The 13,474-nt window shown below is 41.6% G+C and carries 13 protein-coding genes and 2 tRNA genes; 10 read left to right on the forward strand and 5 right to left on the reverse strand.

What is annotated here, in order from left to right; genetic code table 11:
* Positions 1-40: 40 nt before the first annotated feature.
* Positions 41-1,153 (reverse strand): transglycosylase SLT domain-containing protein, encoded by a 1,113-nt coding sequence (locus tag HYI04_RS01670; RefSeq protein ID WP_029575083.1) that lies wholly within the window; start codon positions 1,151-1,153, stop codon positions 41-43.
* A gap of 365 nt (positions 1,154-1,518) precedes the next feature.
* On the opposite strand from HYI04_RS01670, the gene greB reads away from it, so the two are divergent.
* From greB to HYI04_RS01695, 5 genes are all read left to right on the forward strand, one after another.
* Positions 1,519-2,013 (forward strand): transcription elongation factor GreB, encoded by a 495-nt coding sequence (gene greB, locus HYI04_RS01675; RefSeq protein WP_004695648.1) that lies wholly within the window; start codon positions 1,519-1,521, stop codon positions 2,011-2,013.
* 89 nt (positions 2,014-2,102) lie between these two features.
* Positions 2,103-2,192: transfer RNA gene (locus HYI04_RS01680), tRNA-Ser, on the forward strand.
* Positions 2,193-2,411: 219 nt separating this feature from the next.
* A tRNA-Ser gene (locus HYI04_RS01685) sits at positions 2,412-2,501 on the forward strand.
* Between the two features lie 571 nt (positions 2,502-3,072).
* Positions 3,073-3,651, forward strand: a complete 579-nt coding sequence (locus HYI04_RS01690) for a TetR/AcrR family transcriptional regulator (protein WP_010327255.1) — start codon at positions 3,073-3,075, stop codon at positions 3,649-3,651.
* Positions 3,648-4,553, forward strand: coding sequence for a DMT family transporter (locus HYI04_RS01695; RefSeq protein ID WP_010327254.1), 906 nt, complete (start codon positions 3,648-3,650; stop codon positions 4,551-4,553). The genes HYI04_RS01690 and HYI04_RS01695 overlap by 4 nt, the downstream gene beginning before the upstream one ends.
* Positions 4,554-4,675: 122 nt before the next feature.
* Here the strand turns inward: HYI04_RS01695 and HYI04_RS01700 are convergent, their stop codons facing one another.
* Entirely contained in the window at positions 4,676-5,824 is a 1,149-nt protein-coding gene (locus HYI04_RS01700) for a DUF1624 domain-containing protein (RefSeq protein WP_058951683.1), read from the reverse strand.
* A gap of 169 nt (positions 5,825-5,993) precedes the next feature.
* On the opposite strand from HYI04_RS01700, the gene HYI04_RS01705 reads away from it, so the two are divergent.
* The 3 genes from HYI04_RS01705 (at position 5,994) to HYI04_RS01715 (ending at position 8,028) form a co-directional block, all read left to right on the forward strand.
* Positions 5,994-6,626, forward strand: a complete 633-nt coding sequence (locus tag HYI04_RS01705; protein ID WP_010327252.1) for a TetR/AcrR family transcriptional regulator — start codon at positions 5,994-5,996, stop codon at positions 6,624-6,626.
* A gap of 3 nt (positions 6,627-6,629) precedes the next feature.
* Positions 6,630-7,607, forward strand: coding sequence for a zinc-binding dehydrogenase (locus HYI04_RS01710; RefSeq protein ID WP_010327251.1), 978 nt, complete (start codon positions 6,630-6,632; stop codon positions 7,605-7,607).
* 67 nt (positions 7,608-7,674) lie between these two features.
* Entirely contained in the window at positions 7,675-8,028 is a 354-nt protein-coding gene (locus tag HYI04_RS01715; protein WP_010327250.1) for a DUF1304 domain-containing protein, read from the forward strand.
* 78 nt (positions 8,029-8,106) lie between these two features.
* Here HYI04_RS01715 and HYI04_RS01720 read toward each other — a convergent pair whose 3' ends face one another.
* The 3 genes from HYI04_RS01720 to HYI04_RS01730 all read right to left on the reverse strand — a co-directional run bounded on the left by HYI04_RS01720 (position 8,107) and on the right by HYI04_RS01730 (position 11,308).
* Positions 8,107-8,802 carry a pirin-like bicupin family protein gene (locus HYI04_RS01720; protein WP_010327249.1) on the reverse strand — a complete coding sequence of 232 codons (696 nt, stop codon included), beginning with the start codon at positions 8,800-8,802 and terminating at the stop codon, positions 8,107-8,109.
* Between the two features lie 122 nt (positions 8,803-8,924).
* Positions 8,925-9,986 carry a hypothetical protein gene (locus HYI04_RS01725; RefSeq protein WP_224216365.1) on the reverse strand — a complete coding sequence of 354 codons (1,062 nt, stop codon included), beginning with the start codon at positions 9,984-9,986 and terminating at the stop codon, positions 8,925-8,927.
* Between the two features lie 80 nt (positions 9,987-10,066).
* Complete coding sequence (locus tag HYI04_RS01730) at positions 10,067-11,308, reverse strand: L,D-transpeptidase (RefSeq protein WP_010327247.1); 1,242 nt, start codon at positions 11,306-11,308, stop codon at positions 10,067-10,069.
* Between the two features lie 202 nt (positions 11,309-11,510).
* Here HYI04_RS01730 and hemE point away from each other — a divergent pair, with 202 nt between their 5' ends.
* Together hemE and HYI04_RS01740 are read left to right on the forward strand one after the other, a co-directional pair.
* Positions 11,511-12,581 carry a uroporphyrinogen decarboxylase gene (hemE, locus tag HYI04_RS01735; protein WP_005400469.1) on the forward strand — a complete coding sequence of 357 codons (1,071 nt, stop codon included), beginning with the start codon at positions 11,511-11,513 and terminating at the stop codon, positions 12,579-12,581.
* 36 nt (positions 12,582-12,617) lie between these two features.
* On the forward strand, positions 12,618-13,415 hold the full coding sequence (locus HYI04_RS01740; protein ID WP_171054236.1) for a DUF817 family protein: 798 nt from the start codon (positions 12,618-12,620) through the stop codon (positions 13,413-13,415).
* Positions 13,416-13,474: the final 59 nt, after the last annotated feature.

A 13,474-nucleotide genomic window follows, 5' to 3' on the forward strand; every position in this document is an offset into this window, starting at 1 on the left:
TTATAGGTAAGCTTTTTTTTATGCCGATAGAGATGATCTTTTAGATATTGACCAGCTGCGGCGTGGTTTTAATGTGCTCAAGATAAGCACGGATACGTGTCACATACTGTAGTGCTTGACGGTAACGGCCATTCTTCGCTTGGTTCTGTTGTAAGTAAGCATACAAATTGAGCCAGTTATTTGGGTCTTGACCTTGTGCCTGAATGCGTTTTTGAATCTGATTCACCGCACCCGGTCCCATATTGTACGCAACCAGTGCATACCAGTTCCGGTCAGGAAAGGGGATATCATCATAGCGACTCAGCATTTGGTCGTAGTACTTGGCACCACCTTGAATGCTTTGCGCTGGATCGGTACGGTTACTCACACCCATGGCTTTGGCTGTGCTATTGGTCAACATCATCAAACCACGAACACCCGTGGGAGAAACAGAGTTCGGTTTAAGATAAGACTCTTGATAACCAATCGCTGCCAATAAGTGCCAATCTAAATCGTACTTTTGCGCTGTGCTTTTAAAACTGGCCTTATAGATTGGCATACGCTGACGCAAATCGCGTTGAATCGTATTCCAGTTTTCAGGCTTCACGACATTACGGTTGTAAAAAGAGGCCAATTGACCAATTGAACCAGATTGTTTACCACGGCAGACAAATCCGCTCGCCGTTTGCGTTAATGGATCATTCGCATGTTTAAACACCCAGTTCAGTTCAGTATTGAGGCCATTTTTACGTAAAACGTTTAAATCACCACAAGTTGCAGAAAAGGTTGCGAGACTTTTTTGTTCAATCGTTTGAACACTTGCCGTCGTCATTGCAAAATTTGCTTTGCCCTGTGCTACCCATTTCAGTGCTGTAGCGTTATCGGGGACGGTTTTGAAGTCTAGCTTTACATTTAAGCTGTCTGCATAGTTACGTGCAAGGTCATAACCAAAACCATGCAAATGCTGACCATCTTTAAAAACGGTCGTTGGGTTTTCCACTGAAACGACAGTCAATTTATTATGATTGACGACGTTATCATACTGGTAGGTCTTACTTGCATTAATACTATGAAATGGAATTAACAAAGTACTTAAAGCAAGGGCTTTCAACGGGAGAGAGAAAGTTAATGAATTAAGGCAAAGCCTCGATCCAGAAGTTGAACTACTGTGCATGTTGTCTCCGCTACAAGTAATTTATGCCCTAGAACGCAAAGGCAAAAACATGCCTTAAAACGAGTTCAAGTTGTCTAAATTCAATAAGAGGTTGGGCATTCATGACGTCATTCAAAATGACATGGGATTAAGAAGATTATGTAGAAAAACTACATAGATTAAAAAATAGGCAACTAATTTAAGATGTGCGCATAATATATAGCAATTTTAAAAGTGTCAAATTTTGTGCAGTATTTTTTAGAAAAATGTAACATAACGATTTAATTTAATTCAGGAATTTATTTTATAAACTTCTGTTGTGGAGAAATAAGGGATAAAATAATCCTTTGTTGTAAATCAATAAGCAGATTTAGACGGCATTCATCATGAAATCAAACTTAATTACACGTGCAGGTCACGACAAATTGGTGGCGGAATTAAAGCAGCTTTGGCATGAAGAACGCCCTGAAATTACCAAGAAAGTAAACTGGGCGGCGAGCCTTGGTGATCGTAGTGAAAACGCGGATTATCAGTACAACAAACAGATCTTACGTAAGATTGATCGACGGGTTCGCTACTTGGGAAAACGCCTCGAAGAACTTCGTATTATCGACTTTTCTGAAGAGCAGGCTGGCAAGATTTATTTTGGCGCTTGGGTCGAAATTGAAAATGACGCAGGGGAACAAAAAACCTTACGCATCGTCGGAGTAGATGAAATTTATGATCATCACCCGCAGCACATCTCTATCGACTCGCCGATGGCACGTGCTTTACTGTCCAAACAAGTCGATGATGAAATTGAAGTGTTGACGCCAACTGGAAAAAAACACTGGTATGTTAATTCAATTCGTTATGACAGACCTGAAAGTTCAGAGAACTAAAAGATTTTGTTTTAATTTTAGCCACTTGGTGTGATTTTTGAAGAAAAGTATTTGCCAAGTAGATTGAATGTTTATATGATGTCGCCCATGGAAGCGTGGCAGAGCGGTTTAATGCACCGGTCTTGAAAACCGACGAGGGTGTGAGTCCTCCGTGAGTTCGAATCTCACCGCTTCCGCCAAATTCAAAAAACCCTGACTAAGTCGGGGTTTTTTTATGCCTTTTTTAAATTAATTTCTAAAAGATGCCAGAGTTATCGCTCATTTTTCCGGGATATGCAGGCTGTAAAGTTAATATCTTATTGAGATTGAACATTTTTTAGCTGAATAGTGGCTTTTTGAAGGCCGTGAGATGAAAAATATTTGCCAAAAAATATTTTTATTTATATGATAGCGCCCATGGAAGCGTGGCAGAGCGGTTTAATGCACCGGTCTTGAAAACCGACGAGGGTGTGAGTCCTCCGTGAGTTCGAATCTCACCGCTTCCGCCAAATTATTTTTAAATACAAATTAAAACGAATCATTAATCGATAACCCAAGTTTAAGTTGGGCCATTACGTCAAGTAGTGTGGGGAACACCACATAAATCGGCAGTGATCAAATTCTAAAAAAAGCAGTCAGACCTTTTCTTGCTGCTTTTTTTATTTAAGGTATTGAAGTCTTCTTTTATAGTATTCAGCTATAGCTTGAGTTGTCCAACTCGATCCTTTTTTAGATTCACTATTCGTTTCAGACAAGCAATTATAGAGACTATGCAGTTGTACTGTGTAGCAGTCATTTTTGTAGATCAGTTTTTTAATTTCATCTGAGCGGTTTTGAGCACGCGTTGTTCAGCCTATATAGCAACTCATTGTATATAAGTTGGAACTACATATGCTGTGTAAAAGTATAGAGCGATTGTTCTGTTTCGCTTTTTATCCACCGCCATTGTAATGGGGTGATTGAAGGGTATTCTCCCGTATTTGATTCATCTGATATTTCCTCCATTAAATAAGCAAAGGTGACTTGTATATTTTTACAGATTCTATAGATTAGGTAGATCGGTCTACTTAGTTGAGTGTGATGAATACCAAAACTGCGAAACAGAAAATTTTAGATGCAGCCGCGATTTTGTTTTATAACGATGGCATCACCAGTACAGGGATTAATAGCATTACCGATAAGGCCAAAGTTGCTAAAATGTCCTTATATAATAATTTCGCGACTAAGGCTGACTTGATCACTTCTTATATAGAAGCACGGCATCAAGAGTGGTTAGATTTGTATGCGCTTCGAAACCAACAAGCCCATACCCCTATTGATAAAATTGTCGCGGTTTTTGAAGCCTATCAAGACCATGCCGAGTTTGCCTATGAAAAAGGCTTTCGGGGCTGTGGTTTGTTGAATGCTGCTGCTGAGTTCCCAGCGCACAGCGCCGAGCGCTTGGCTGTGAAAGCGCACAAGGATGAAATTGAAAACATTATCTCTACACAGCTTGCCCTTATCATTTCGGACGCAGACAAGGTCAAACAAATGGCTTTGTTGTTGTCTTTTATTCTAGAGGGATCGATTGCGCGAGCAGGCTTGGAAAGCTCGAGTGAAAAAGTACAAGCTGCAACAGCGATGGTGAAAATACTTTTAACACAGGAAATCAGTACGTGAATCAGTCTGTTTCTGCGGTACCGAATTATGGTTTTATCACGGTGCTGTTCGCTGCTTTTCTATGGGGAACGACGGGCACAGTGGCATCTTTTGCACCTAATTTGAGTCCTTTGGCTATTGGCGCTGCTGCGATGGGTGGTGGTGGACTGTTACAGGCACTTTTGGCGCGAAAAAGTATTATCTACCATCTGGTACATGTCAAAGCCAATGTTGTGATGCTCGGTGTAGGCGTAATTGCGGTTTTTATTTATCCTTTGGCCTTTTATTCATCGATGCACTATGCAGGCATCACCATTGGTACGGTCGTGTCGATTGGTACGGCGCCTTTATTTACCGCACTTTTAGAAAGGGTATTTGATCGAAAAGAACTTTCGATGACATGGCTGATGAGTTTTGTATTGGGGGTGACGGGCGTTGCGCTACTTTCTCTCGGGGAATCACATGCTGTAGCAACCATGGAGCATTTGTCCCAAAATCGACCAATGTTGGGTATTGCTTTAGGGGCGGTTGCGGGATTGACCTATGCTTTATATTCTTGGGCGGCAAAACGAATGATTGACCAAGGAATGGATGCAAAAGCGTCTATGGGGCTCATCTTCGGACTTGGTTCTTTATTATTACTTCCGACTTTATGGATAACGGGTTCAAACTTGTTTGAAGAAAACATCAACCTTTATGTCGTAGGTTATATGATGTTGATCCCCATGTTTTTAGGCTATGTTTTATTTGGATATGGCTTAAAAACCGTGCCTGCCAGTAAAGCTATTACTTTGACCTTGTTTGAGCCTTTGATTGCCGCTGTATTTGCAATCCTGTTGGTGGGAGAACAACTTGCACCAATCGGCTGGATTGGGATGGTTTTAATTTCAATCTGCTTAGCATTGCAGACTAAAGCAAAGTAAATTTTTTGCTTCAGACATTCGTTGGCGCATAAAGCATAATTGCTGGGTGTCGGGAAATCTGATGCCTAGTTGGACTAAGCATCAATCTTGTTTCAGTGAAATTGGCTATACACCTTAAATCCTTAGAGGTATTTAAGAATGCGAATGTGTTTGTTTTTATGTTTAAAGGCTGAGAATTTCAACATCAACGGATAGAAAGCCACAGTTAAAATAATCGAAATGAGCCAGAGGGTGGAGACATGATCGACGCCGAAGTATTCGCCATGGGTCGTGCCAAACAGTGCGACTGCAATGAGATAGAGGGCTTTCAGCACATATAAGTGTACGATATAGAAAAACATCGGCACGGAACCAAAGACAATCAAGGGCTTGATCCAAGGTTTACTTTCAACCTTTTGAAGTAACACTAACAGGATTAAACCTAGTCCGACATTCCACAAAATAAACAGCAGCGATGGCGGATACTTGGTCAGATTTAAAAAACTCATAACGGTTTCAGTGCTGGTCGGCATGACTGACCATGCTTGGTCGCCATAGAGATTGATCATTCTTAAAACGATAAATAAACTGATACTGGCAAGCCCGAAGCCTAACAAGATTTGATTTCTTTTCGCGACATCATGTGTACTGTTAAATACAGTATGACCGATGCAATAGCCGAGGGTAATCACCCCAATCCAAGGCAGTACTGGGTAGGAGGTTCTAAAGCGAATCAGATCTCCAAATTCGATCCAACCACGTTCATGCAAAATAAACCACAGATTTTGCAGGATAGGTATTTGTGAAAATGACACTTGATCCAGTGCATTATGTCCAAAAATAATGCTGAGACTGATCACCCAGAGCCATTTTTGCGATAGCCCAATCAAGCCTGCTAAAACCACCATACTGAGACCAATGGCCCAAATCACTTGTAAATAGATGACATCGGGCGGGAACTGTCCAGTCCAAGCGAAATTGATAATGATCAGTTCGAGAAAAATTAGAAATAGACCGCGCTTGAGTAAAAATTCACGGGTCATTTGAACACTGTTGTTTTTTGCTTGGTAAAGATAAGCCGATAAGCCTGTTAAAACCACAAAAACAGGGGCACATAAGTGAGCCAAGATCCGGCTAAAGAAAAGGGATTCTTCGGTTCCTGGAATCAGCATCGGGTCGGGGACTTGCTGGTGCAGATAAAAAGTTTCTCTGACATGGTCGACCATCATAATCAGAATAACCAATCCTCTGAGGGCGTCAATCGCTTGTAAACGTTGTGAAGGTGTAGACATAAGATGAATTAAAAACTAATGTTATGGTATAATGTAACATCTATTTCAATCATTTATATCTAAAATTTAATCAGTAAAATTTATATGCAATCCAATGGTTCGAGATGAAGTATCGAAAAGATGCATTATTTTATAGACGACTGGTCTATTATTAATTTATAGTGTGGATATGAAACGATCAGATAAAAGTGAAGCAACACGACTACACATTTTAAATAGCAGTTTTCAACTGGTGTTACATAAAGGTTTTGTCGGAGTGGGCTTACAGGAAATTCTAAAGAATTGTGATGTACCAAAAGGTTCATTCTATTATTACTTTGCTTCGAAAGAGGCTTTCGGCTGTGCGCTACTTCAGCAGTATCTAGCCGACTATAAGGTCAAAATCGATCAGCTGATACAGCAAGAACAGCGAAGCGCCTATGCAAGCCTCGTGGCACTTTGGCAAGCATGGATTGATAACCCATCACATATTGAAAGTGATGTTGAACATCATAGCGATGGGGGATGGGCGGAGAATTGTTTGATCGTCAAATTGGCAGCAGAAGTCTCAGATTTGTCTGAAGATATGCGTCAGATTTTGAACTTCGGGGTGCGTAAGTTAACAGAACGTATTTCGGGTCTAATCCAAGCAGGGCAGCAAGACGGTTCAATTCCAGCGCATATTGACGCTGAAAAAATGGCACAGACGATGTATCAACTGTGGTTGGGGGCAGCTTTATTGGCAAGACTGGCCCGAAATAAGCAGCCCCTTTACCTTGCTTTGGAAACCACCCAACAACTATTACAACCGATAAAGGAATAGCAAATGCAAAGTATTATTCATCACCATTTTGGTGAACCTGTTGAAGTCTTGGAAGCTGCGGATATGCCGCAACCTGAACCGAAAGCGGGTGAAGTGCGTATTAAAATGATTCTATCGCCAATGCATAACCATGATGTGTGGACAGTGCGTGGCAGTTATGGTTATAAACCGACACTGCCTGCAATTGGTGGCAGTGAAGCTGTGGGTGTAATTGATGCGCTTGGTGAGGGTGTACAAGGCATATCGGTAGGGCAGCGTGTAGCGGTTGCAGGAATTCATGGCAGTTGGGCTGAGTATTTTATTGCACCAGCGCATGGTGTCGTGCCTTTAACTGATGCGATTGATGATGAAACGGCAGCTCAGTTGATTGGGATGCCGATCAGTGCACTGATGCTTTTAGATTTTATCGACTTGCCAGCAGATTCTTGGTTGATTCAGAACACTGCCAATGGTGCAGTGGGTAAAACCGTGGCAATGATTGCAAAAGCGCGTGGTCAAAAGGTCATTCATTTGGTTCGCCGTACTGAGGCTGTAGCTGAAATGCAGGCTTTAGGCATTCAAAATGTGGTGGCAACAGACCAAGCCGATTGGAAAGAACAAGTCAAAGCGATTCATGCAGATCAGCCATTGATTGCGGGTGTAGACTCCATTGGTGGTCAGGCCAGTGGTGAAATGTTGGCTTTACTGAGTGAAAATAGTCTATTGGTTTCATTTGGTAGCATGACGGGTGAGACCATGCAGATTTCTTCGGGAGATCTGATTTTTAAACAAGCTACAGTTAAAGGTTTTTGGGCGAGTGTGGTGAATAAGCAATTATCTGCTGAACGCAAAAAGGCGTTAATTGTGGAGTTATTGACGCTTGCTGCACAGAAAAAATTACTGCTGCCTGTTGAAGGTATCTTCAGCTTTGCACAAATTAAAGATGCTGCACTGAAAGCGACGCAAGGCGCACGTCAGGGTAAAGTACTTTTGAAACCTTAACTGTTTTCGACCTAGATCAGCTGTGAAGCTGATCTAGCATCATTCATCAAAAATAAGGATAAAGCGTATGATGGGACAAATTTTGATTGCTTTAATTGCACTGTTGCATGTGTATATTTTAGTTTTAGAGATGTTTTTATGGGATAAGCCCTATGGTTTAAAAGCCTTTGGCAATACGCCTGAAAAAGCACAGCTGACCAAAGTCATGGCGAAAAATCAAGGCTTATATAATGGTTTCTTGGCTGCAGGTCTATTTTGGGCGCTATGTGCACCTGAAACTTACGCACTACCACTGGCCAATTTCTTTTTAGGCTGCGTTTTGGTTGCTGGTATTTATGGTGGCCTGACCGCCAGTAAGAAAATTATCTACATTCAAGCCTTACCTGCTGCTGTAGCATTACTTGCGGTGAATTTTCTCTAAGCCAAGGGAAAAAAGCTGCTTGAGTTTTGTATTAAAAAGCCAACGTCTAGACGCTGGCTTTTTAATATGAGTGATGACTTATTTGCCTTCAGGCAAATCAAACCAAATCACTTGTGCATCTTCCACAGCTTTAACATTGCTTGCTTCTAAGAAAGCAATTGCGTCACCTGCATGAAGAGTATGTTCTGCAATTTGGATTGAGCCTGAAATTACATGCACATAGTTAATATGCTGTGTAGCTTTAACTTCTAGCATTTGATCTTTTTCAATCACAGCTGTTTTGACTTCGGCATTTTGACGAATATGCATTGCAGCATTGTCATTTGGGCCACAAATCGCATGCCATTGATTTGGCTGCTCATGCGGATCAAGACGAATCTGTTGATAGTTTGGCGCTGCATCTCTTTGATTTGGGGTAATCCAAATTTGTAGCAAATGTACTGGCTCATCACCCTGATTCATTTCGCTGTGCTGCACACCCGTACCTGCACTCATCAGTTGCCATTCACCTGCTGAAATACCACCATGGTTGCCCATGCTGTCTTTATGGGTGATGGTGCCTTTGAGTACACAGGTTAAGATTTCCATATTGTCATGGGGGTGTTGCCCAAAACCTTGATGACCCGCGATCACGTCGTCATTGATGACACGTAAAGCACTTACGCCCATATATTTAGGGTTATACCAACTACCAAAAGAAAAGCTATGTTTCGACTCTAGCCAGCCGATATTGACATGACCACGGTCTTGACTGCGATGAATGAAAGCATCCATTTTGAACTCCAATCTTATTTTTAATCTATGGAGTAATTTTAGCGTTTTATATTTATCGCTAAAATAGTGAATTTGCAATGTTGCGTTTCAATATTGGAATGATTAAACACAACATTGCAGCCTTAGTTTAAATCACAATACCGTACGCGGAAATCTTTCCAGACGTAGTTTTTGCCTTGCGCATATTCAGCTAAAAATTGTTGATGTAGATTCGGCTGCTGTTGCATCCAGTCATTGCCCCATTTCACACCGAGTGGAGCCGCTTTGTCCTTAAAAACAAAATAGTCATCAAGGCAAGTACTGCTTTCAACGGAGAGTGGTACATCTTGATCATCGAGATAATTTTCATAATTAATCGAGTTCGGTGAATTCTTTAAGAACACTTTGTCACTGGCGGTGAGCAGAATTTTTTGTTCAAAGTGCTTCAATTGACCTTGTTTGTATTCATAACGGGTTTCAATGTTATAAGGATGCACGGTTTGGTAGTCGCCCGGGGACTTGGTGCTGTATTCAAGTATTGCATGATTATAATCTGATAAGTCTTCATCCCATTTGGGGCCAAAACTCATTCCATCTTCAATGATTGGAGCCACAAATTGCACGCGGTGGAGCTGTTTGCCCTTCGTGTCGATTTCAATAATTTCATAGCTGTATCGGTAGCGATTGTTGGCATAGGTGGCGTTCATGGCCGCATTGGCTTTTAACTCTGTAGGAGTATAGGCATAGCGAGTACGAAAAATCAGTGCGAGATGCTTCGCGACGGGCATAATCGAAAACAACTCATGATTTTTGACTGTATTGTCGAGTTGAGGCTGTAGGGTGATTTTTTCTCGATTTTCAGCATAAGCCTCGCCTATTGAAAAAACTGCCGAGTGGGGCTGGTTTAAATAAAGTAGTTTAGGCTTTGCTCCTGTTCGAATCGCGTAATAGTGAATCGGAGATTTACCTGCGATGACGTAATAGCGTGCATTCAAAAGAGGCTCTCTGAGACTGTCTTCCTCTGGAATGTATTGGGGATGGCGGATTTTTTCATGATCATTCAGACTGTCAAATGGATAGTCAGATTCCACCGCATAAGCAGAAGCATCCACGCTGGTCACGATTTCTTGATCTAATTCGGCAAAGCTATAAGGTGAGAAAAACAGTAAGCAGGCCACGGGCAGTATTATTTTTAAAGCGTTCATCGTCATTCTATGTTGTTATAATTTAAAAAAGGTGCTCTCAAGAGAGCACCTTTTATAGCGTAAATACCTTAGAAAGCCAATTATTCTAAGAATTTAACCGTAACACCTGACTTCACTTTTTTGCCAAGATCATTGGCATCCCAGTTGGTCAAACGGATACAACCGTGTGATGCTGTTTTAGAAATAGCAGAAGGGTTTGGTGTGCCATGAATACCAAATGATTTTTTGCTTAAACCAATCCAGATATTCCCTACAGGACCATTCGGACCCGGTGGTAGAGAAAGTGGTTTTAAGTTTTTGCCCTGTACAAAGTTACTTGGTGAGTAGCTATACCAAGGATTTGGCGCAACACCAGTGACTTTATAAGTACCCGTTGGAGACGGAGTATCTGAGCTACCAATAGTTGCAGGGAAAGAACCGATCATTTGGTTGCGGCTGTTAAATAAATACAGCTGTTTTGCACCTTTGTGCGCAACGATCAAATGAATGTCTTCTGGCACTTCATTGCGGATATTGGCCACAATAATTTTTTCGCCCGCTTTTTTGAAGGTTGCTTTTGGATTTAACTTCTGCAAGAAGTCTTCATCCATATGGAACTTTTCACCCAACATTTCAGTCACACGGGTGTAATACAAACCTTTCATTTTGGCTTGTAGTGCATAATCGCGTGGAATAGATGCAGCATAAGGACCTTTTAGGTCTGCTTCGGTAATGGTGTATTCAATAAATGCAGGCTTAGAACCTTGGCTTGCAAGTAGAGCATCCCAAGTTTCTTTGGTTAAGGTACCTGTTGCTTTTAAACCGCTCATTTGCTGGAACGAAGCAATGGCTTTGAGGGTATTTTTACCGCTCATGCCATCAATTGCACCTGGAGACGCATGCGCATTATTGAGCATCACGTGAGCACGTGCATAGACAGGAAATTGGCCTTTACCAATATTGTCGAACCATTCTGCACTGTTTAGACCATTTAATGTCCACGATGCTTTAGCCGCAGCAGGATTGGTCGTCGTGGTGGTCGGTGCAGTGGTGGTTTTGCTTGGTGCAGCACCAACGTCAGCGGTTTTATCTTCAGATTGTTCAAGTTGATCTAAAGTTTGCGAAGCTTGGTTTAAGTCTGCTTGTTCTTTTGCTGTAATTTGGCTGTTTGCAACCGCAGTAGAAGCTGAAGCGACATCTGTTGCTAAAGGATCAATAGGGTCTTGAACTGAAGTATCAATGATCTTTTTTGGCGTCAAGGGTTGTTCAGTAGTAGATGCAGCAAACGCTGTACCAGCAAGAATGCAACTTAAACTCATCGCGAGTATTGTGCGAACGAACATGTAATTCAACCTTAAGAATTATTCATTTACAAAGTAAAAACTAGTGAAGTATTACAGAAAAAAGATGGAGATGCAGTATTTGTTTTGTGTAAATATTCGTTTGCATCTTTGTCCTGATCGAATTTTAGTGTTATGAGAAGTTATTAAAAATTCGACCTTTTTGTTATGATGGTGAGCAAATTTAATTGAGATGGGAAAGTAAATGACGACGCTTAAAAATGATCGTTTTCTACGTGCTTTATTACGTGAACCTGTAGATACCACACCCGTCTGGATGATGCGTCAAGCAGGGCGTTATTTACCTGAATATCGTGCAACCCGTGCTCAAGCGGGTGATTTCCTTTCGCTGTGTAAAAATAACGATTTTGCTTGTGAAGTGACTTTACAGCCTTTACGTCGTTATGAACTAGACGCTGCCATTTTATTTTCAGATATTTTAACTGTGCCCGATGCTTTGGGTTTAGGGCTTTATTTTGAAGCTGGGGAAGGGCCTAAATTTCACAAAGCGGTTCGTACTGAACAAGATGTGGCGAATTTACCTCAGTTTAATGCCGCGTCTGATCTTGATTATGTGATGAATGCGGTCAAGACGATTCGTTCAGCACTTGGTGGACAAGTGCCATTAATTGGCTTTTCAGGTAGTCCTTGGACGCTGGCAACTTATATGGTTGAAGGTGGTTCGAGCAAAGATTTCCGTTTCACCAAGCAAATGATGTATGCGCAACCTGAAGTTTTACATGCACTGCTCGATCGTTTGGCTGATGCGGTGATTGACTATCTAAATGCGCAAATTGATGCAGGTGCTCAAGCCATACAGATTTTTGACAGCTGGGGCGGGGCGCTAGCACACCGTGAATATTTAGAATTTTCTTTAAAATACATGCAAAAAATTGTTGCAGGTTTACAACGTGAAAATGAAGGACGTAAAGTGCCTGTGATTTTATTCACCAAAGGTGGCGGTCAATGGTTAGAGCCAATGGTGGCAACAGGGGCGGATGCTTTTGGTCTAGATTGGACGACGCCATTAAATGTGGCTCGCCAAACGGTGGCTGGCCGTGCGGCACTGCAAGGCAACTTAGACCCTGCAACATTATATGGTTCGCATGAGACCATTGTGAAAGCCACCAAGGCCATGCTAGATGACGCTTATGCAGGCGGTGAGAAAACGGGTTATGTTGCAAACTTAGGTCATGGCATTACTCAGTGGGTTGACCCTGAAAACCCGAAAGCCTTTATTGATACTGTGCATGAATACAGTGCCAAATATCTCTAAGTTTCACAGCTTCAATTCAATTAGGGTTCATGCGTGATCACGATTTTAAAATCATGTTTTGAGTTCTCATCCAAGGCAGCTTCGGCTGCCTTATTTGGGATATTACTGTTATTGGCTTTTGCCTTCACAGCCAGTATGGGAAGTCAGGAATATTTCGGCTTTTTCCGTTATGACTATCTATTGTTTTATGCCGTGCTGATTCAAGTTTGTCTGTTGTACTTAAAACTTGAGTCTTGGGCCGAGGCCAAAGTGATTGCATTATTTCATGTGATGGCAATGGTGATGGAAATCTTTTTGACCCATCCGCAAATTGCATCTTGGCAGTATCCGCATCCCGCCGTGTTTAAAATTTTAACAGTGCCTTTGTTTGCAGGTTTTATGTATTCGGCTGTGGGCAGTTTTTTTGCGCGTTCATTACGTCTTTATCATGTTTCTTTTGAACACTTGCCCCGTTTCTCCGCCATGCTGACATTGGCGGTGTTGTCTTATATCAACTTTATGTCCAAATTTTTTGTTCCAGATATTCGTTATCTTTTGTTTGCGTGGAGCATAGTGCTGTTTTGGAAAACCAAGATTGGCTTTGAATTACAGCAACACCGTTTTCAACTGCCGATGTTACCCGTACTTTTACTGTTGGCTTTTATTATTTGGATTGCGGAAAATATCAGTACGTTTTACCAAATCTGGTTGTACCCAAGTCAAGTCGATGCATGGCATATGGTCGGTTGGGGCAAGTTGGGTTCTTGGTATTTATTGCTACTGCTCAGTCTGGTGTTGGTGCTAAAGATTTTAGGGAAACGAGATCTACGTGGCAGTTGGTCCTTATACCGCTAAAGCACATTTTTAAATATTCACTTCACTTTAGTATAAATTGTTTTGCGTTATGCGCTTGT

The sequence above is a fragment of the Acinetobacter sp. SwsAc2 genome (genome assembly GCF_013391465.1).
Taxonomy (GTDB): domain Bacteria; phylum Pseudomonadota; class Gammaproteobacteria; order Pseudomonadales; family Moraxellaceae; genus Acinetobacter; species Acinetobacter johnsonii.